This is a genomic window from Eudoraea sp. (assembly GCF_049669105.1).
Taxonomy (GTDB): Bacteria; Bacteroidota; Bacteroidia; order Flavobacteriales; family Flavobacteriaceae; genus Eudoraea.
In genome coordinates, this window is record NZ_JBATKE010000213.1 from 1 (window position 1) to 19,089 (window position 19,089).

Annotated in this window: 17 protein-coding genes; 9 read left to right on the forward strand and 8 right to left on the reverse strand. The window is 36.4% G+C overall.

The window, feature by feature from the left end:
* The first annotated feature begins 3 nt into the window (after positions 1 to 3).
* Positions 4 to 936 (forward strand): peptidylprolyl isomerase, encoded by a 933-nt coding sequence (locus tag WBM60_RS16220; protein WP_424278323.1) that lies wholly within the window; start codon positions 4 to 6, stop codon positions 934 to 936.
* 527 nt (positions 937 to 1,463) lie between these two features.
* Here WBM60_RS16220 and WBM60_RS16225 read toward each other — a convergent pair.
* On the reverse strand, positions 1,464 to 2,105 hold the full coding sequence (locus tag WBM60_RS16225) for a peroxiredoxin (protein WP_424260134.1): 642 nt from the start codon (positions 2,103 to 2,105) through the stop codon (positions 1,464 to 1,466).
* Positions 2,106 to 2,290: 185 nt separating this feature from the next.
* Between WBM60_RS16225 and WBM60_RS16230 the strand changes: the two genes are divergently transcribed.
* Positions 2,291 to 2,836: a YfiT family bacillithiol transferase gene (locus WBM60_RS16230; protein WP_424278329.1), complete on the forward strand. Its 546-nt coding sequence runs from the start codon at positions 2,291 to 2,293 to the stop codon at positions 2,834 to 2,836.
* 38 nt (positions 2,837 to 2,874) lie between these two features.
* Here WBM60_RS16230 and WBM60_RS16235 read toward each other — a convergent pair whose 3' ends face one another.
* From WBM60_RS16235 to WBM60_RS16255, 5 genes are all read right to left on the reverse strand, one after another.
* Positions 2,875 to 3,399, reverse strand: coding sequence for a GNAT family N-acetyltransferase (locus tag WBM60_RS16235; RefSeq protein WP_424260130.1), 525 nt, complete (start codon positions 3,397 to 3,399; stop codon positions 2,875 to 2,877).
* Entirely contained in the window at positions 3,390 to 3,944 is a 555-nt protein-coding gene (locus WBM60_RS16240; protein WP_424260128.1) for a thioredoxin family protein, read from the reverse strand. The genes WBM60_RS16235 and WBM60_RS16240 overlap by 10 nt, the downstream gene beginning before the upstream one ends.
* Before the next feature lie 142 nt (positions 3,945 to 4,086).
* Positions 4,087 to 6,612 carry a M14 family zinc carboxypeptidase gene (locus WBM60_RS16245; protein ID WP_424283336.1) on the reverse strand — a complete coding sequence of 842 codons (2,526 nt, stop codon included), beginning with the start codon at positions 6,610 to 6,612 and terminating at the stop codon, positions 4,087 to 4,089.
* An 89-nt stretch (positions 6,613 to 6,701) separates the two neighbouring features.
* Positions 6,702 to 7,073, reverse strand: a complete 372-nt coding sequence (locus WBM60_RS16250) for a PUR family DNA/RNA-binding protein (RefSeq protein WP_299160970.1) — start codon at positions 7,071 to 7,073, stop codon at positions 6,702 to 6,704.
* Between the two features lie 78 nt (positions 7,074 to 7,151).
* Entirely contained in the window at positions 7,152 to 8,906 is a 1,755-nt protein-coding gene (locus tag WBM60_RS16255) for an ABC transporter ATP-binding protein (RefSeq protein WP_424261806.1), read from the reverse strand.
* Positions 8,907 to 9,078: 172 nt separating this feature from the next.
* On the opposite strand from WBM60_RS16255, the gene WBM60_RS16260 reads away from it, so the two are divergent.
* The 4 genes from WBM60_RS16260 to WBM60_RS16275 all read left to right on the forward strand — a co-directional run bounded on the left by WBM60_RS16260 (position 9,079) and on the right by WBM60_RS16275 (position 12,320).
* The gene (locus tag WBM60_RS16260) at positions 9,079 to 10,026 is read left to right on the forward strand and encodes a transcription antitermination protein NusB (protein WP_424276500.1); all 948 of its coding nucleotides are present in this window, start codon (positions 9,079 to 9,081) and stop codon (positions 10,024 to 10,026) included.
* 46 nt (positions 10,027 to 10,072) lie between these two features.
* A complete protein-coding gene (locus WBM60_RS16265) occupies positions 10,073 to 10,552 on the forward strand; it encodes a DUF1573 domain-containing protein (protein WP_299160980.1) in 480 nt (159 codons plus the stop codon).
* A gap of 25 nt (positions 10,553 to 10,577) precedes the next feature.
* On the forward strand, positions 10,578 to 10,868 hold the full coding sequence (gene yajC / locus WBM60_RS16270) for a preprotein translocase subunit YajC (protein WP_424259804.1): 291 nt from the start codon (positions 10,578 to 10,580) through the stop codon (positions 10,866 to 10,868).
* A gap of 105 nt (positions 10,869 to 10,973) precedes the next feature.
* A complete protein-coding gene (locus WBM60_RS16275; protein WP_424283337.1) occupies positions 10,974 to 12,320 on the forward strand; it encodes a Gfo/Idh/MocA family protein in 1,347 nt (448 codons plus the stop codon).
* Between the two features lie 70 nt (positions 12,321 to 12,390).
* Here the strand turns inward: WBM60_RS16275 and WBM60_RS16280 are convergent, their stop codons facing one another.
* Positions 12,391 to 12,981, reverse strand: coding sequence for a YdeI/OmpD-associated family protein (locus tag WBM60_RS16280; RefSeq protein ID WP_424259802.1), 591 nt, complete (start codon positions 12,979 to 12,981; stop codon positions 12,391 to 12,393).
* Between the two features lie 8 nt (positions 12,982 to 12,989).
* Entirely contained in the window at positions 12,990 to 14,213 is a 1,224-nt protein-coding gene (gene pepT / locus WBM60_RS16285) for a peptidase T (protein ID WP_424276846.1), read from the reverse strand.
* A gap of 161 nt (positions 14,214 to 14,374) precedes the next feature.
* Here pepT and WBM60_RS16290 point away from each other — a divergent pair, with 161 nt between their 5' ends.
* From WBM60_RS16290 to WBM60_RS16300, 3 genes are all read left to right on the forward strand, one after another.
* Entirely contained in the window at positions 14,375 to 17,245 is a 2,871-nt protein-coding gene (locus WBM60_RS16290) for a TonB-dependent receptor (RefSeq protein ID WP_424283338.1), read from the forward strand.
* A 148-nt stretch (positions 17,246 to 17,393) separates the two neighbouring features.
* Positions 17,394 to 17,831 carry a hypothetical protein gene (locus WBM60_RS16295; RefSeq protein WP_424259799.1) on the forward strand — a complete coding sequence of 146 codons (438 nt, stop codon included), beginning with the start codon at positions 17,394 to 17,396 and terminating at the stop codon, positions 17,829 to 17,831.
* 89 nt (positions 17,832 to 17,920) lie between these two features.
* Entirely contained in the window at positions 17,921 to 18,958 is a 1,038-nt protein-coding gene (locus WBM60_RS16300) for a quinone-dependent dihydroorotate dehydrogenase (protein WP_424259798.1), read from the forward strand.
* Positions 18,959 to 19,089: the final 131 nt, after the last annotated feature.

The following is a 19,089-nucleotide window of genomic DNA, read 5'->3' on the forward strand; positions in this document are numbered from 1 at the left end:
GATATGCAAGACGGAATTTACGCAAAATTCAATACTTCAAAAGGAGAAATTACAGTAAAATTAGCCTACGATAAGACCCCTGGTACTGTAGGTAATTTTGTAGCACTGGCGGAAGGAAAACTGGAAAATAGTGCCAAACCAAAAAACACACCTTATTATGACGGACTTAGCTTTCACAGGGTAATCCCGGATTTTATGATTCAAGGTGGTTGTCCTCAGGGGACCGGGACAGGAGATCCCGGTTATAAATTTGATGACGAGTTTCACCCGGACCTGAAACATTCAGGACCTGGAGTACTTTCTATGGCAAATGCAGGTCCTGGCACAAATGGAAGTCAGTTCTTTATTACACATGTAGCTACTCCATGGTTAGATAATAAGCACACAGTTTTTGGTAATGTTATTGAGGGACAGAAGATTGTTGATGAAATTGCGCAGGGAGATTCAATTGATAGCCTTGAAATTGTTCGAATTGGAACTGAAGCAAAATCCTGGAATGCGGTTGAAGCCTTTAAATCCTTTGAAAGTTCACGGGAACTAAGACTTCAGGAAGAAAAGAATAAAGCAGAGGCAGAATTAGATAAAGTTGCTTCTGGATTTGATAAAACAAACAGTGGACTTCGTTACAAGATTCTTAAAAAGGGAGATGGTAATAAAGCAACAAAAGGAAATACGGTTTCTGTACATTATGAAGGTTCTTTGACTAACGGGCAAGTATTTGATTCGTCATACCAGCGAAATCAGCCTATTGATTTTCAATTGGGGATAGGACAAGTAATACCCGGATGGGATGAAGGAATTAGTTTATTAAAAGTAGGTGATAAGGCACGTTTTGTAATCCCATCTGAACTTGGTTACGGGAGTGCTGGTGCTGGTGGTGTGATACCTCCAAACGCTACCCTGGTTTTTGATGTTGAACTTATGGAAGTTAAATAAACGGACATATCCAATAAAAAATAATAGGGCTGGGGAGACCTTAAAAGCTACCTATTAATTACTGTAAACTTCTTTCATTAATTTGGAAGAAGTTTTTTATTTGGACCTATTAATACTAAAAACAATAAGAATTAAATTGATGGCCAACAAAAAGAAGACAATCACAAAAAAAACAGACATAACATCTTAATTAGGTTATTTGGCGGGGGATTTTCTTTCTTATATAACACCTTTGCGGTTGTAAACCCTACTTACTAATCCCTTAAAAAAGAATAATTCTTGAAGTTGTTTACAAAAAGGGGGAATATTTCTTTATTCAAGACAATCATAAAGTTAAAGCAGTTTGGTAATAAGATCAAGTTTAAGGCTATTAAAATATTAAATTTTATTAACCAAGTTCTTTATTTGTCTTTCATGATCCAACACCGGAAAACCTATTTTTGGTATCAATAAATAGTATAGCCATATAGGAGACACAAAAAAAAGTCTCCTTATCTCAGGAGACTTTTATTCATGCTAAAATTCTTTTATACCGTTGAAGGATCGGGAGTCATACGGAGGTAAGGTTTAATTTCCTCTACTCCCTTGGTAAAGATATTACGTGCTTCATCAGTTGGTATAGATGGACTTACCACTACATCCTCGCCATGGTTCCAGTTGGCCGGAGTAGCTACCTTGTGATACGCAGTTAGTTGTAGAGAATCAATAACCCTTAATAATTCGTGAAAATTACGCCCGGTAGAAGCAGGATAGGTAATAATTAGTTTAACCGTCTTATCCGGTGCAATTATGTATACTGAACGAACCGTAAGATTATTATCGGCATTAGGATGTATCATATCGTATAAGGAGGAAACCTTCTTATCTTCATCAGCAATTATCGGAAAGTTGACCGTTGTATGTTGTGTCTCATTAATATCTTTTATCCATTCATGGTGAGAAGCAATACCATCAACACTAAGGGCTAACATCTTTACATTTCGTTTGTCAAATTCTTCCTTAAATTTAGAAGCTGTACCAAGTTCAGTAGTACAAACAGGGGTGAAGTCTGCTGGATGTGAAAAAAGAATGCCCCATCCATCACCTAAATAATTATAAAGATTAATCTTTCCTAAAGAGCTTTCAGCTGTAAAATCTGGGGCAATGTCACCCAATCGAATTGTTGCCATGTTATATTTTTTTAAGTTAGAATTTATAAGTCTATAAAATTAGTAGTTAATGAAATGATTTTGGTCAATACCAGGTTAAATATCTATTAAAGTTTAATGGATTAAACTGTCCTGACTACTAAAAATAAAAAGTACCGCAAGGGTTTTGTTTTGGCTTCAGGATCTCAAAATCACTATTTTTGAATATGGAAAAAACAAAACTAGACGAGTTGCGGTATCCCATCGGTAAATATGAGGTGCCTTCTACAATTTCAGAAGATCAAGTTTTAGAATGGATTCGTATTTTAGAACATTACCCGAATAAATTGGAGTTGCTGGTAAAAGAATTGTCAACTACTCAATTAGAGACTCCGTATAGACCCGGTGGATGGACTATACGCCAGGTTATTCATCATGTTGCCGATAGCCACCACCATAGCTATATTCGTTTTAAGTGGGCGTTAACAGAAGAAACTCCTTTAATAAAACCCTATCTTGAAAAGAAATGGGCAGAGCTTTTTGACTCAAGAACAGCCCCTATTGAATTATCACTGAAACACCTAAGTGCAGTACATGCTAAATTAGTGTATTTACTTAAAGGGCTTTCTTCTTCAGAATTGAAACGTGGTTTTGTTCATCCTGAGAGTCAGGAATCAACTACAATTGCAGAAAATATAGGTCGATATGTCTGGCATGGCAACCATCATTACAATCATATTAAAAATCTTTTAAAAAGTGAGAGTTGGATTTGACAGGGCAGGTTAAATGAATATCAACTAAAAAACGAAGGTCAATTTATTTTTTTCAAAAGCACATACATTGGCTTTTGTTTATCCAAAACCAGATCAAATTTCAATTGTTTCTCTTTTAGTATTTGATATCCGTTTTTAAGATAGAAATTCAACGCTGGTCCTTTTTGCATGGTTTCCAACCATAACACCTGTTTGTTAGAGTTCTGGCAGTATGTTTCAACCCAACTAAGCGCAAGGCTCCCTATACCATTACCGGAGAATTTATTTAGGATGTATATTTTTTCAAGTAAGGTAGCTTCCTTTGAATTATAGGGTCCTATTGGAGCATCTTTGATGAGTTTAAGAATACCAACCGCAGTATCTCCAATATACATTAACCAAAGAGATGATAAATTATCTTTCAATTCATTTACGACAACATCTAAAGTAAAGCTTTCTTCAATGTAAGGGGTAGGATCATTATTTTTCCATAAGTGTAAATAGTGCTCTTTGTAAGCCTTTATTCCGAGTTTACAATAGAGCTCACAGGTTTTACTTGCTACAGCCTCAAATTTTATTTCCATTTTATATTGCAACCAATGCTCGGTTTTTGAACCGGATCTATTGGTTCATTATTTAACAACGCCTCAAAAGCATTACGTAAATCCAATCCGGTTGAAGGTATTCCATTTCCTGGCCTGGAATCGTCTAATTGGCCTCTATAAACAAGTCTTAGGTTTTTGTCAAAAAGATAAAAATCCGGAGTACATGCGGCCTCATATGCCTTGGCTACCGCCTGCGTTTCATCAAATAAATATGGAAAACTATATCTTTCCAACAATGCCGTTTGTTTCATGAGTTCCGGGGCATCCTGAGGATAATTTACCACATCATTACTGGAGATTGCAATAAAAGCTATTCCTTGGGCTTGGTAATTAGTTGCCAGTTGTGTTATGGTAGAATTTACGTGTTTAACAAATGGACAATGATTGCAGATAAACATGATGAGGGTGCCATTTACACCTTTTATTTGATCAAGGCTGACCATTTTGTCTGTTACGGTATCTGGTAAATTAAAACCAGGGGCAATTGTGCCTAAAGGCAACATATTACTTGGTGTTCTTGACATCTTTTAAAGCTTTATTTTAAACAGGATTAAAGTTAGTAGTTATAAGCTAAAAAAACGAAACTTCATAAACTCTAATTTCATCACCTATTAACTGTTTAGCCGTAACTTAGATCAAATTTTGGGAATTATAAATTGGAGGTTTTTACATTATTTTTCCAAAGAAAATAGCGTTCATAAGAAATTTATTTGTTCCATACCAAAAGGCCCTGAAATTGGTGTTATCTGTAAATAAAATAACGCGGCCCTTGCCAAGTCTTTGTACCTTAAATGGAACACTACCTTTAATCATTTCCAAATTTTCTTCCGAAATATAGCCGCTTTGTAAAGGTTGATTGGTATACCTAATAGGATTGTTATAACTATCCTTATCTGGTTCAATATAAACGTTTGTATTTCTAAACAAGGATACTTTATCGTTTTTGTATCCAAAATTAATGGGGTGAGAGCGATCTTGTTTAGCCTCAAATATTGCTCCGCCTGTAACCTGAGCACCAAGGAAATCAGACTTCTGTTCGAATGATATATCCCTGGCTTCTAGGGTATCCTTTCTGAATTTTAAGTTCATGAACTCATGTTTATTAAACCAATCCGCCATATTTCCATAACCAATAAGCGTTCCACCTTCTTTCGCCCAATCATTTAACTTTTTAGCCAGAATTTTATCATTCGCATTTTTACCTGATGACCTGGGTATTATAATAGCTGTGTAAGAACTCAAATCAACAGAATTAATATATTCTTTATCAATTTTGGTAATCTTCATATTATAACGGGTGTCAAATAAATGCCAAATTTCTCCCGCATCATAAGATCGTATCCCGCTGCCTACCACTATGGCAACTTTTTGTTTTTTAACCGGATCAAAATCGTTACTACCCAGGTCAATTCCCTGTGATAAACCTGTATTTACACCCTTTATCATGATCTTACTGTCTTCAGCTACTTCTTTTAGAAAAATATGCAAATCATTGCTGTTCAATACTTGATTTTGCACTGGAATCATTATTGTTCCGTAATCATAGGTGTTATTTTCCAGCGTAAACCTCGACTTTGCTACTTTGGCTCTAAGTCCTTTAGATAAAATTTGATTTAGTGCTCTGGGCGTATAGTATTCATGCCATTCAAATAGATACGCATAATTACTTTGTTGACTCACACTCCCTGTTAACGGTATAAAGTCGGTTATTTGTGGCCCTGCATTCGTTAAGGATTCCAATTCTGCATAATCAACATTAAAGGCAAGGGGAAATGTCCATGCTGAAATATCATAAAACAAACTATCTGTAAATGTTGTTCGCTTCTCAAACATAGCTTTTATTAACCTATGATTTTTCTGATTCATAGGAACTACATAGCTATGATCTTTTTTAAATGATTTACCGGCCAAAGAAACATCGGCAGCAAGTTCATGGAAGTTTATTTTGTGTCTGCTAAGTATTTCTGCAAGATGCCAGGTTTTGGCGGCATCCTTGCTATCTCCAAAAACTATGGCCTTAGTCCTGCTTTTGGTTGCTTCGTTTCTCATGTTTCGGTAAAATTCCTGTTGATAGGAAAGAATCTTTACACGCATATTTTTAGCAGCTTCTATAGTTGATAATGCGGTTGTAAATTGATTTCTGATTGTAAAGGGAAAAGTAAGGATGCCGTTTTCAGTGTCTTGTATATGACCCCTAGAACTGGCCTGTTCAAACAATATTCCAATACCACCGTTGACATCGGGAAAAGTAGATCCCTTACCATAATAGTAGTCATCATATCTTTCTTCCGAAAAATAAAGAGAACCTATTTTGTCCAATGCCTTCGCATGGTAGCTTCCAATTTGTGCTGTTAACTCCTGATTCATGGCAGGGGTTAAAGGATGAACCCTTGTTGGTTCGCCGGGTTGAAAAAAGAAGGTGGCATTAGTAACCATTTCATGATGGTCTGTTAGAATATTTGGCAACCATTTATGGAATGTTTTTATTCTGGCGCGGCTTTCAGGTAATTGTACTGGAAGCCAATCCCGATTTATGTCAAACCAGTAATGATTAGTCCGGCCACCAGGCCAAACTTCATGATACTCTCTTTCATTATTATCCGAATTTAGGTTGATGCTTTTGTTGGTATTAGCCCAATATGCAAAACGCTGAAGCCCATCCGGATTGAAAGACGGATCCATAAGAATAACTAAATTGTCCAGTAAATTCTCGATTTCGGGGCCCTGAGCTGCTGCCAGATAGTAAGCGTAAGCTAAACCAGCATTTGCTCCACTGGGTTCATTGCCGTGAACTGAGAATCCCTGGTATACTATAATAGGCATATTTTCTATAGAAGTTGGGGTATTTCCGCTTTCGGTAAGTGCAATATGTTCTTCTCGAATTTGTTCGAGGTTTTTATGATTTTCAGGGGAAGTGATAGTAAGTAATAAGATAGGCCTGCCTTCAAAGGTAGATCCGCGGTTTTCAATACTTATGCGATTACTTTTCTCGGCTAATGTTTGCATATAAAACATCAACTTGTCATGCGTAACATGCCATTCACCTAATTCATAACCAATTATATCGGCCGGTCTGGGAATGTTATTATCATAGGTGATATTCTGTGGTAAATAATAGTCAAGATCAACTGAATTCTGAGCGATGCCTATAAAGGAGAAGAAAAGGAGTAATGTTGTGATTGTTTTTCTCATTTGTTATGCAGATATTAATAAGTTAAGGTATAAAAACAAAAAACGACCTTTGAATACAAAGATCGTTTAGTTATTTAAGTGATATAAGGTTAGATATCATCAAAATCTAAATCTGTAAAATTATCTGTGGATGAAATCTCTCCGTTCTGACTCGGCTCTTCCTTTTTGAAGTCCTTTTGATGTCTTTCTGAGATGACTTCATGTCCTTTCTCGTCAATTATATAGTCCATCATTTCTTCCATGATTTCTCTAAATGATTGAAAGTCTTCTTTATAGAGATATATTTTGTGTTTCTTATAATGAAAAGAGCCATCATCATGCGTAAATTTTTTACTCTCGGTAATGGTCAGATAATAATCTCCTGCCTTTGTACTCCTAACATCAAAAAAATACGTCCTTCTCCCAGCTCTTAAAACTTTTGAGAAAATTTCTTCCTGATCCATTAAATCTTTATCGCTCATTTTTTAAATATATAGTTAGTATTTATGCCTAAAATATATTCAAAAATGGAAAAAAAAAGCGTATCCAGCAACATTTTTCTAGATTTCTTTCCCTGATAGTTGATTGATATATAGCTCCTTGTAATAGCCGTTTATTTCTATCAACTCATTGTGAGTACCCTCCTGGAGTACCTTTCCGTCCTCCAGGACTATAATTTTATCTGCATTTTTAGCTGAAGAAACACGATGACTCACTATTAGGGTGGTCCTTAGATGTGAAGCTTGTTTTAGGTTGTGTAAAATTTCTTCTTCAGTCTCGGTGTCCACAGCAGAAAGACAATCATCGAAAAGATATATCCTGGGGTCTTTTAGGAGAGCCCTGGCTATTGAAACCCGCTGTTTTTGACCTCCACTAAGGGTAATTCCCCTTTCGCCCAGAATTGTGTCATACTTTTTAGAAAAGCCCATGATGTTCTCATGCACAGCTGCCTTTTTCGCAACTTCCAGGATTTCATTTTCCGTTGCGGACTCCTTACCGAATTTAATGTTATTTTTAATAGTATCAGAAAATAGAAATGCGTCTTGCGGAACGGCACCAATAGATTCTCTCAGGCTATGTAAATTTAATCTTTGAACCGGGACATTATCAATTAATATATCTCCTGAAGAAGTGTCATATAGCCGGGCAATCAGATCCAGAATAGTGGATTTCCCTGAACCGGTTTTTCCTATTATAGCAACCGTTTCTCCTTCATTAATAATAAAAGATATATTGTTAAGTGCGGTAATATTTGTGTCGTCATAAGTAAACGTGACATTCCTGAATTCTATGGTTCCCTTAATCGGGGTGTCTTCTAAAACTTCATTTCTTATCTCGGGTTGTTCTTTTAAGAACTCATTTATCCTCTTTTGTGAAGCTTCTGCACGCTGTACAATAGAAGTTAGCCAACCTACAACAGCTACAGGCCATGTTAACATATTCACATAAAGTATGAATTCAGCAATGGTACCAATAGATGAGATTTCACCATTTATATATTGTTTACCCCCTATATAAATAACAAAAATATTACTGATTCCAATTAACAGAATCATCAATGGAAAAAACCAGGCGTTTACTTTGGCCAGATCCATGCTTTTCTCTTTTCCTTCATTTGCCAGAACAATTACTTCCTCGTTTATCTGAGGCTCAAGGCTATATGCCTTTATAACTGATACTCCGGAAAAGGTTTCCTGGGCAAAGGTTGACAAAGTTGACAGGTATTCCTGGACTTTAGTACTGCGCTTATGAATTATTTTACTTATCTGATATATTAAAACGGAGAGTATGGGCAATGGTAATAAGGAATAAAATGCAATGGTTGGAGCCTTAATAAACATTAGTGGTATCAGGCAAACGAATAAGGTGAGTGTCTGAATTCCATACATTATTGCGGGTCCGGTATAAAGCCTTACCTGACCAACATCCTCACTTATCCTGTTCATTAAGTCACCAGTGCGGTTCTTTTTATAAAAATTCAGACTTAAAAGTTGGTAATGATCGAAAACTTCGTTTTTTAAATCATATTCAATATATCGTGATACATTTATAATGGTCTGTCGCATTAAGAAGGTAAAGAATCCGGAAAGTAAAGCCGCCCCAACAATGATCAGGATATATTCCAGAAGTAAATCTCTTGCCTGGGGTTCTGTAATTTGTGAGGCCACGTAATTTTCAACAACTTCTATAGATTTTTTTACATAGGAAGGCATTACCAATTGAAAGATTCTGGCAATAATAGTGATGATAATGCCGATGAGTAATTTAAACCTGTATTTTTTAAAGTATTTGTCTAAGTGCCTGAGTTCTTTCATTAAAATGGCTGGTAATGCAAATAGGATTTATCTAATGGACAAATATAGCTGATTGGTCCCAAAGCAAATGTTATAAAACTTATAAGATAAACTGAGAATTAGTTTTGGATTTAAAATAGATTAGTATTTTTGCTGCGTTTTGTATTTCTAATTTAACACAAGGTTCTTTAAAATGCTTACACGAAGGCAAATCAGGGTAAAAGTGATGCAATGCATTTATGCCTTAACCTTATCGCACGATGAATCATTAGAAAAGCAGAAAAAATTTCTTCGAATAAGCATTGACAATACCTATATCCTCTATTTACTTGTTTTAAGTCTTCTCATGGAGCTCCATAAAATGGAGGAAAATTTCATCAGATTATCTTTCAAGAAATATTTACATGAAAATGACGAAAAATATCCGAATAAAGAAAAATTTCTGAATAATGCAGTGCTTAATCAAATTGTTAATAATTCCCTGTTGCAAAATGAATTGGTTAAACGGAAATTGAATAATTGGGATCTGCACCAGGATTATGTTAAAATAGTATTTAATGAAATAAAAAAGAGTGAACTCTTTGAGCAATATATGCTTTTGGGTGAACAAAGCTATGAGGACGATAAAAATCTAATTGCAAATCTCTTTAAGGAGGTTATAGCTCCAAATGAAAGGATTTATGAATATTTTGAGGATGATAAATTAACCTGGGTAGACGACATTCCCCTGGTAAATACCTTTGTTCTGAAACAATTGAAGAAAGTGAATGAAGAATATAGTCAATCCTTCTTTTTACCAAAGCTTTTAAAAGACTCAGATGATATGGTTTTTGCTGATCAATTATTAACAAAAACCCTATTAAATAATAAAAAATTTGAAGAAGAAATTCAAATAAAAACACCAAACTGGGATAAGGATAGAATTGCAGATATAGATGCAATACTTTTAAAAATGGCTATTTGTGAGCTAACTGGTTTTTCTTCCATACCCGAACGAGTCACCATTAATGAGTATTTAGAAATTGCTAAAGAGTATTCTACACCTAAGAGCAGCATCTTTATAAATGGGATTTTGGATAAATTGGTAAAGGAATATAGGATTAATGGAAAATTGAAAAAAACAGGGAGAGGCTTATTATAAACAAATATTCCTTAATTTTGCATGCAAATCTTAAACTTAAATTACAATGAAAAGACTATTTATTGCCCTCGGTTTAGCCGCTGTATTAGTACTTAGCTCATGTAAGGAGAATGCTTCCAGCAAGGTAAATACTGAAAACGTTGAAGTGGCAGCCGAAAGAGACTTGCAGGCCAAGAACCTGCCTGTAATGAATTTTGAAAAAACGGAACACGATTTCGGAACCATCACGCAAGGTACTCCACAGGAGACTATCTTTAAATTCACAAACGCAGGAAATGCGCCCTTAATCATTACCAATGCAACCAGTAGTTGCGGGTGTACAGTTCCTAATCCGCCTAAAGATCCTATTGCACCAGGTGAAACAGGCGAACTTATTGTGAAGTTTAATGGTTCTGGTCAAAATCAGGTTACCAAGACTATTACCGTAACAGCGAATACGGAAAAAGGAAAGGAAATTTTAAGGATTAAAGCATTTGTTAACCCTAAAGACGCGGGACCTTCGGCAGCATTGGGCCCTGTTAAATAGGAAGGACAAAACTCAACAAAAAACTATGGGTGATATAGGACAATTTCTTCCGATGATACTCATCTTTGCCGTGGCATATTTTTTTATGATACGTCCGCAGATGAAACGTCAAAAAGATGAAAAGAAATTTGCAGCAGCATTAAAGAAAGGTGATAAAATAGTAACTAAAAGTGGCTTGCATGGCAAAGTAGTGGATTTGAACGATAAGGATTTTTCCTGTATTATCGAGACCATGGCCGGAAGACTAAAATTTGACAGATCAGCCATTTCCATGGAAATGAGCTCCAAGTTGAATGTTGTTCCGAAGGAAAAATAGGAATAAAAACAATTTTATTAAAAAACACCGGCCACTGCCGGTGTTTTTTTTGATCGATTAATTGGTTGAATTTTTTTATATTAAGCTTTTCAATAAAACAATTGTATGTACACGAACAGAAGAAGATTTATTAAGAAAAGCTCATTATATCTTTTAGGATCAGCAACTTCGTTTCTATTTCCTGTTGAACTTTTAGCTTCAATGCGCAAAAAAGTTGGCCCGAACGATCAGATTAATATGGGATTAATTGGGTGTAATGGTATGGGATTTAGTAATCTGCTTTCTCTTTTAAAAATAAATGAAGTCAACGTCATAGCACTTTGTGATGTAGATGAAAACGTACTTTCCCGACGTACTTCTGAGCTTGAAAAAGCTGGTATTAAGAAACCCCAATGGTACAAGGATTATCGGAAAATGTTGGATAATAAGGATATAGATTTTGTGGTTATTGGGACACCTGATCACTGGCATTGCCTGCAATTGACAGATGCTTTAAGTGCTGGAAAAGATGTGTATTGTGAAAAACCAATTGCGAATTCAATGCAGGAATGTGAAATTATGCTGAATACTGTTCAGAATAGTAAAAGAATTGTGCAGATTGGGCAATGGCAACGCAGTCAACCTCATTTTGTAGATGCGATTAATTTCGTACACTCTGGAAAACTGGGCGAAATAAGACTGGCAAAAGCCTGGGCATATCAGGGATGGATGAAACCGGTTCCTTTACAGGCAGACGCGAATGCTCCTGCCGGTGTTGATTACAAAATGTGGTTGGGACCTGCACCGGAACGTTTATTTAATCCTAACAGATTTCATTTTAATTTCAGATGGTTTTGGGATTATGCAGGTGGACTTATGACAGATTGGGGTGTTCATCTTATTGATTATGCTTTATACGGAATGAAGGCCGGAACGCCAAAATCTGTTATGGCTCTGGGAGGTAAGTTCGCCTATCCGAATGATGCTTCAGAAACACCAGATTCATTACAAGCGGTTTTTGAATATAATGATTTTTCCATACTCTGGGAGCATGCTACTGGTATTGACGGCGGAAATTATGGAAGAAATCACGGGATAGCCTTTATTGGGAATAATGGCACGTTGGTTTTAGATAGAAGCGGTTGGGAAGTAATTCCAGAAAAGGAATTTCAGGGCTGGGGTAATGAAGGCACTCCAAGATTGGAATCACTGCCGCTGCAACAGAATCAGGGAAATGGTCTGGATCTTCATACTAAGAATTTTATAGAGGCGGTAATGAGCAGAGACCCAAAGAACCTTAATGCCCCGATTAGAGTGGGTTACGACGCAGCCATGGTATCTCATATGGGAAATGTTGCATATAAATCCGGGAATAGAATATATTGGGATGCAGATAAAGGCAGATTTACGGATAAAACAGCTAATGATATTATGATGGCTTCATATCATAATGGCTGGAAATTGCCTCAATAATCTAAAGACAAAAGCAAATTAAGTCTGATGAGTAATTTACACCCATAAGCTTTAATAGCAAGTTGCTAATTTATTTGTATTTATCATTCAACCCCAGGCCCCCGGAGATCATAGGAATTATCTTTTCTAGTCGTGATTCCTTTGTTTTTTGTTGTTTCGCCCCTTTAATATATTCACAATAATCTCTTTGCTTATAAGGGCTTAGGGCCTTAAATTGTTCATTAAGCCCAGTGTTTGCTAATAAAGATTCCCTTAAAAGTTTAGGGATGATGATTTCTGTCTTACGCGATGGTTTTAGCTCCAGTCCTTTCTTTTGATTTGCTATTGCTTCTTCTATATAGTTGAGAACATCTACTTTGTCTATATCGCTAACTGCCTTAAATTTCCAATGTCTCATGGATTTTGTTTTGCCTTCCTGAGCATTTTGCAGGACCCCCTTAGGATCGCTGAGGAATACTCCATTAAAAAACCAAAGACCAAAATGATTTTTAAAGGCCATTATGCCCAACACGTTTTTATTTTCAAAAGTGTATACGGGATAACCCCATTTCAGAGTTTCTGTCAATTGGGTTTTCAAAGCAATTTCCCTTAGCTGTGCAATACCCTCTTTATATTTATGATTTTTGGAATAGTAGGCATTTATTTTTTCTTCAATATCCATAGCACCTTCTATTTGCTGGCTACAATTTCGCAAATTTTCACGATAACCTCAACAGACTTTTGCATACTTTCAACTGGTATATATTCGTACTTTCCATGAAAATTATGACCCCCCGCAAAAATATTTGGACAAGGTAGTCCCATATAACTGAGTTGTGAACCATCTGTGCCACCCCTAATTGGTTTTATAATTGGTTCTATGCCCAGTACCTGCATGGCTTCTTTTGCAATTTCAACAACATGAAAAACTGGTTCTATCTTTTCCCGCATATTGAAGTACTGATCTTTTATCTCCACAGCGAAGAAATCTCCGTGTTTTACATTCAGTTCATTAACAATATCATTTAGCAACTTTTTTCTCTTCTCAAATAAAGACCGGTCGTGATCCCTTATTATAAGTTCCAACTCTGCTTTTTCTATTTCACCCCGGAGGTGATTTATATGAAAAAATCCTTCCCGGCCTTCTGTTTGTTCGGGAACTTCTTTGTTTGGTAATAAATTCATTAACTCATTAATGAGGCCAATGGCATTTACCATTTTTCCTTTTGCGTATCCAGGATGTACACTTTTACCTATAACGGTAATTTTTGCTCCGGCAGCATTAAAGTTCTCATATTCCAATTCCCCAATCTGGCTCCCGTCTATAGTATATGCCCAATCTGCACCAAATTTTTTAACATCAAATTTATGGGCTCCCCTTCCTATCTCTTCATCCGGAGTAAACCCAATACGGATAGGACCATGTTTAATTTCCGGGTGCTGAATAAGATACTCCATCGCTGTCATTATTTCAGTAATACCGGCTTTATCGTCTGCTCCCAGGAGTGTAGTGCCATCCGTGACAATAAGGGTTTGTCCTTTGTAAAGCAGTAAATCATCAAAATAATCCGGTGAAAGTACAATGTTATTTTCTTTATTAAGGACGATATCCCTTCCGTCATAATTATGAATCAAACGGGGTTTTACATTGGTTCCTGAAAAATCCGGGGTTGTATCAAAATGTGAAATAAAGCCAACAGTTGGCACCACTTTTTTAATATTTGAAGGAAGGGTAGCCATAATGTAGCTGTTCTTATCAATAGATACATCTTCCAAACCAATTTGTTTTAATTCCTCAGTAAGTTTATGGGCCAGCACCCATTGTTTTTCTGTACTCGGGGTACTATTTGAATTTGGATCACTCTGGGTATCTATAGTTACATAGCTAATAAACCGGTCGATAATTTTTTGCATACTAATTAGTTTGTATCAAAATTACAATATTATTTAAAGCCTTAAACAGCGCAATAATAGCTTTATAGTTCAAGATCCAAATGAAGAAAGTATAATATAACGTACGGTTTAAAAAATGTTTTGTTTACCTTATGAGGATATTAACTCAAATTTGATAAGATATGAAACAATATTACTTAGTTATTTTGGTTCTTGTTTTCGGTGCTATTTGCACTGCAAATGGGCAGATAAGTGGAACGGTTTCCGATGATCAGGGGGTTCCCCTTGTTGGAGCTTCAGTGGTTAAAAAAGGTACTACTATTGGTACTACAACAGATTTTGATGGAAACTATAGTATAGATGCCATCCTTGGTGACAGGTTAATTGTTTCTTTTATAGGGTACGAACCTCTCGAAGTTCTGGTAAACAGTACAATTCTTAACATCACCCTGGTTTCCGGTTTGGCGTTGAGCGAGGTTATAATTACAGGTTCCCGTAACCCCAACAGAGTTGCCACTGAGAGCACCGTTCCTGTAGATGTTATTGATGTTAAGGAATTGGCGAAAGTTGGCCCTCAGGTAAATTTAAATCAGATTTTAAATTATGTTGCGCCTTCATTTACTTCCAATACACAAACCATTTCAGATGGAACAGATCATATAGACCCTGCCTCGCTCAGAGGTTTAGGACCAGATCAGGTATTGGTTTTAATTAACGGAAAAAGAAGGCATACATCTTCGCTGGTAAATGTGAATGGTACATTTGGTAGAGGAAGTGTAGGAACAGATTTAAATGCTATTCCTGCAGCTTCAATACAACGCGTTGAGGTATTGAGAGATGGAGCTGCGGCACAATATGGATCGGATGCAATTGCAGGAGTAATCAATATTATTCTAAATAAAGGTTCAGGTGAATTAAATCTTACAGTAACTACTGGCGCAAATTTTTCAAAGAATGCCAATGGGCAAACAGGAGGATCAGATGGCGAGGCTACGAATGTAGCTGGTAGTTATGGAATTTCTTTGGGTGAAAGAGGAGGATATCTAAATTTTTCCGGAGATTTTGATGTTCGACAGGACTATAGTCGGATGAAAGAATGGGAAGGCGATGTATTTAATCAGTACAATACTGTAGAACGATTTGCAAATGCTGATGGCTACGATGTATCAGCCTTATTAGATGACGATGTAACCGATGTAATTCAATATGCAAATGCTGCAGGGATTGATATAGGGGGCGCAACTACAAAAGCAGAATTGCAGCCTATTCTATCTGTTGATAATACAGAATCTGAATTAACAGCCAGGGGATTGGTAAGAAGTGATTTTAATATGAGAGTCGGGCAGTCTGCATTAAGAGGTGGTCGTTTCTTTGCGAATTTTGCACTTCCTTTAGACGACTACGGAACGGAATTATATTCTTTTGCCGGGATTAGTTCGAGAACAGGAAATTCTGCAGGTTTTTACAGACTTCCCAATCAGAGTAGAACCTATACCCCCGCGTATCTTAACGGATTTCTGCCGGAAATAAATTCTAATATTAAAGATCAATCTATAGCAATAGGTATCAAAGGAAAAGTTGGAGATTGGAGTGTGGATTTCAGTAATACGTATGGAAGGAATGCATTTCTTTATACAATAGGGAATACTTTTAATGCTTCTCTTCAGAGTGCATCACCTACAACTTTTGATGCTGGTGGTTTTTCTTTTGCGCAAAATACAACCAACCTGGATATTACCCAGTTTTATGATGATATCTTTAGTGGTTTTAATGTGGCTTTTGGCGGAGAATATCGTTATGAGAACTATGAAATTGTAGCAGGGCAAGAATCATCTTATGCTCAGTATACTGGTGCAGGAGAAGTAATTACACTTGCTACTCAGCAGCCGTCACAGGATTTCTTTGGAAGTTCCAGACCAGGCGGATCGCAGGTATTTCCAGGATTTAGTCCTAACAATGAATTATCGAGAGACCGAAGCAGCATTGCAGGATATCTTGATTTAGAAGCCGATTTTTCTGAAAAAGTACTTGTGAGTCTTGCCGCCCGCTTCGAAAATTACAGTGATTTTGGATCTACTATTAACTTCAAGCTTTCATCAAGGGTTAAAATTACCGAGGAAATTAATCTTAGGGGTGCTGTAAAGACCGGATTTAGAGCGCCATCTCTTCATCAGATATATTTTAATTCAACTTCCACCATTTTTGATCAGAATGGGAACCCACAGGAGGTGGGTACTTTTTCCAATGACAGTAGGGCTGCCAATCTTCTTGGGATACCAAATTTAAAAGAAGAAACATCGAGTAGTGTAAGTTTAGGTTTAACAGCTCAAATACCTGATGCCAACCTTACCATTACGGGCGATGGATATTTTGTTAGAATAAATGACAGGGTGGTGTATACAGGACAGTTTGTAGGTCCAGGAACCGGAACAGAATTGGATAATCTGCTTAGACAGGCAAATGCTTCGGCAGCTTCATTTTTTGCCAACGCTATTGATACGGAATCAAGAGGTATTGATTTAGTTATTACCCAGAGAGCTAATGTGTGGGATGGATGGATGCTCAATTCAACTTTGGCAGCTACTTTTTCTAAGACCCAGCAGGTAGGAGAGATAAAGGCATCTCAGGTACTTGAAGACGCAGGTCTGGTAGACACGTACTTCCCTGAAGATAGTAGGGTTTACCTCGAAGAAGCAGTGCCAAGAACAAAAGTGAATTTGACTTTTAATCTGTCTTCGGAAAAGTGGATATTCTTTTTAAGAGGCGTTTATTTTGGAAAAGTTACAGAAGCAACTACAAATATTGATAGACAACAGGTTTTTAGTTCCAAATTTGTAACGGATCTCTCTGTGAGTTACAAAGCTACACCCTCACTTACCTTTACAGTCGGGGCAAACAACTTATTTGACACTTATCCCGATAGGGCGGCGGAGGCTTTGGCCGACGGTGGGAATAATCGTAGTGATGGTCGTTTTGATTGGTCTCGTAGAGCGCAGCAATTTGGAATTGGAGGTAGATTCTTATTTGCAAGAGTAAATTTCATTTTAAAATAAACCACAGATTGAACATTATAAAAAAAAGCTGCCAAATTTGGTAGCTTTTTTTATTCATAGCGTTAAATTGGCGGCATGGATACTTTTTGTCAAAAAACACAGTTTTGTTAGAAGTTTATTTGATAAATTCTTAAAAAGATTTTAGATTATGAAATTGAAATATATTAGTTCTATTCTCCTGTTTTTTATCTTCTTCACAGTCTTGGGTCAAACAGAAGATTGTAACTTAGGTATTGGGGGTAAGGATACTGAAACCATTATAAAAGTATTTCAACTTAATGATGAACAGATTGTTCAAATGGAATCCTGGATTGAGGAATTGAACAAAGCCAATGAAGTAATTGAGCAACAAATTGATGTTCTTTTGGAAAAACATCCGCAAAGTAACAAAGAGGAATTGCAAGCCATGGCAGAAAAATTTAAACCACTTCGTGCACAGATTATTGCCAATTCTAAAATATACGACCAAAAGCTGGTGGGTATACTTAACGAAAATCAATACCTGCGGTATATTAATTTATGTAACGAAGCGCTGCGTGTACCACTCAAGAGATTAACCTCTAGGGAGGATCTGTTGCCGGAGTGATTATTAACACTTCAGAAAAGACGAATTAGTTGGTAATGGCGTGCTAACCTAATGGAAGTTTGTATTTTTGAACAAAGTTTTTTTAGATTATGTACAAGCTCCTGATTAGACCTATTCTGTTTCTTTTGGACCCGGAAAAAGTGCACCACCTGTCATTTACCTTTGTTAAATTGCTATCTAAAATGGGATTTTCAGGTCTCTTTAGATCTCTTTATCTCGTAAATGATAAACGATTGGAAAGAGAGGTTTTTGGAATAAAATTTAAAAATCCAGTTGGCCTTGCAGCCGGATTTGATAAGGATGCTAAATTATATAATGAACTCTCTAATTTTGGATTTGGTTTTATTGAAATTGGTACTGTAACACCTAAACCACAAGATGGTAATCCGAAAAAAAGACTTTTCAGATTAAAAGCAGATCACGCAATAATAAACAGAATGGGCTTTAATAACCTCGGTGTTTATGAAGCCGTTGAAAACTTAAAGAAAAATCATAATGTTATAATAGGCGGCAATATTGGTAAGAACAAAATCACACCAAATCATCTTGCGACCAAAGATTATTTAATATGTTTTGATGCCCTTTTTGATCATGTTGATTATTTTGTGGTAAATGTAAGTTCTCCAAATACCCCGGGCCTTAGAGAATTACAGGATAAGGAGCCTCTTACGGCACTCCTGATGGCGTTAAAACATGAAAACCATAAATACGCACAAAATAAACAAGTAATTGAGAAACCAATTCTTCTAAAAATAGCTCCTGACCTTACGAATGACCAGTTATCAGATATAATTCAAATAGTTGAAGACACCCGGATTTCAGGTATAATTGCTACTAATACTACTATAGCCAGAGAAAATCTAAAATCAGATTACGATCTCGTGGAAGAAAAAGGTGGATTAAGTGGAAAACCCCTTGCGAAAAGAAGTACTGAGGTCATTAGATTCTTGTCTGAAAAAAGTAATAAGGCGTTTCCAATTATTGGGGTAGGCGGAATTCATTCTGTGGAAGATGCCCTTGAAAAACTGGAAGCAGGTGCAGATTTGATTCAGTTATGGACAGGATTTGTCTATGAAGGACCAGCATTGGTAAATAAGATAAATAAAGCCATTCTGGCCCAAACCTAATCGCGGCCAATTTATTTCACTGGAGTACTATTTGTATTCCGTTACTTCAAAAATTGTAATCTATTCTATTGTTCCGTCCAATAGTCAACAACCAATACATCATCTACGGACGGACCAATAAGACTGACAAA

What these genes read in the sequence shown, in the direction of transcription:
- WBM60_RS16220 (WP_424278323.1), top strand. Translation starts at nt 4, where the DNA reads ATGCAAGACGGAATTTACGCAAAATTCAATACTTCAAAAGGAGAAATT.
- WBM60_RS16225 (WP_424260134.1), bottom strand. Translation starts at nt 2,105, where the DNA reads ATGGCAACAATTCGATTGGGTGACATTGCCCCAGATTTTACAGCTGAA.
- WBM60_RS16230 (WP_424278329.1), top strand. Translation starts at nt 2,291, where the DNA reads ATGGAAAAAACAAAACTAGACGAGTTGCGGTATCCCATCGGTAAATAT.
- WBM60_RS16235 (WP_424260130.1), bottom strand. Translation starts at nt 3,399, where the DNA reads ATGGAAATAAAATTTGAGGCTGTAGCAAGTAAAACCTGTGAGCTCTAT.
- WBM60_RS16240 (WP_424260128.1), bottom strand. Translation starts at nt 3,944, where the DNA reads ATGTCAAGAACACCAAGTAATATGTTGCCTTTAGGCACAATTGCCCCT.
- WBM60_RS16245 (WP_424283336.1), bottom strand. Translation starts at nt 6,612, where the DNA reads ATGAGAAAAACAATCACAACATTACTCCTTTTCTTCTCCTTTATAGGC.
- WBM60_RS16250 (WP_299160970.1), bottom strand. Translation starts at nt 7,073, where the DNA reads ATGAGCGATAAAGATTTAATGGATCAGGAAGAAATTTTCTCAAAAGTT.
- WBM60_RS16255 (WP_424261806.1), bottom strand. Translation starts at nt 8,906, where the DNA reads ATGAAAGAACTCAGGCACTTAGACAAATACTTTAAAAAATACAGGTTT.
- WBM60_RS16260 (WP_424276500.1), top strand. Translation starts at nt 9,079, where the DNA reads ATGCTTACACGAAGGCAAATCAGGGTAAAAGTGATGCAATGCATTTAT.
- WBM60_RS16265 (WP_299160980.1), top strand. Translation starts at nt 10,073, where the DNA reads ATGAAAAGACTATTTATTGCCCTCGGTTTAGCCGCTGTATTAGTACTT.
- yajC (WP_424259804.1), top strand. Translation starts at nt 10,578, where the DNA reads ATGGGTGATATAGGACAATTTCTTCCGATGATACTCATCTTTGCCGTG.
- WBM60_RS16275 (WP_424283337.1), top strand. Translation starts at nt 10,974, where the DNA reads ATGTACACGAACAGAAGAAGATTTATTAAGAAAAGCTCATTATATCTT.
- WBM60_RS16280 (WP_424259802.1), bottom strand. Translation starts at nt 12,981, where the DNA reads ATGGATATTGAAGAAAAAATAAATGCCTACTATTCCAAAAATCATAAA.
- pepT (WP_424276846.1), bottom strand. Translation starts at nt 14,213, where the DNA reads ATGCAAAAAATTATCGACCGGTTTATTAGCTATGTAACTATAGATACC.
- WBM60_RS16290 (WP_424283338.1), top strand. Translation starts at nt 14,375, where the DNA reads ATGAAACAATATTACTTAGTTATTTTGGTTCTTGTTTTCGGTGCTATT.
- WBM60_RS16295 (WP_424259799.1), top strand. Translation starts at nt 17,394, where the DNA reads ATGAAATTGAAATATATTAGTTCTATTCTCCTGTTTTTTATCTTCTTC.
- WBM60_RS16300 (WP_424259798.1), top strand. Translation starts at nt 17,921, where the DNA reads ATGTACAAGCTCCTGATTAGACCTATTCTGTTTCTTTTGGACCCGGAA.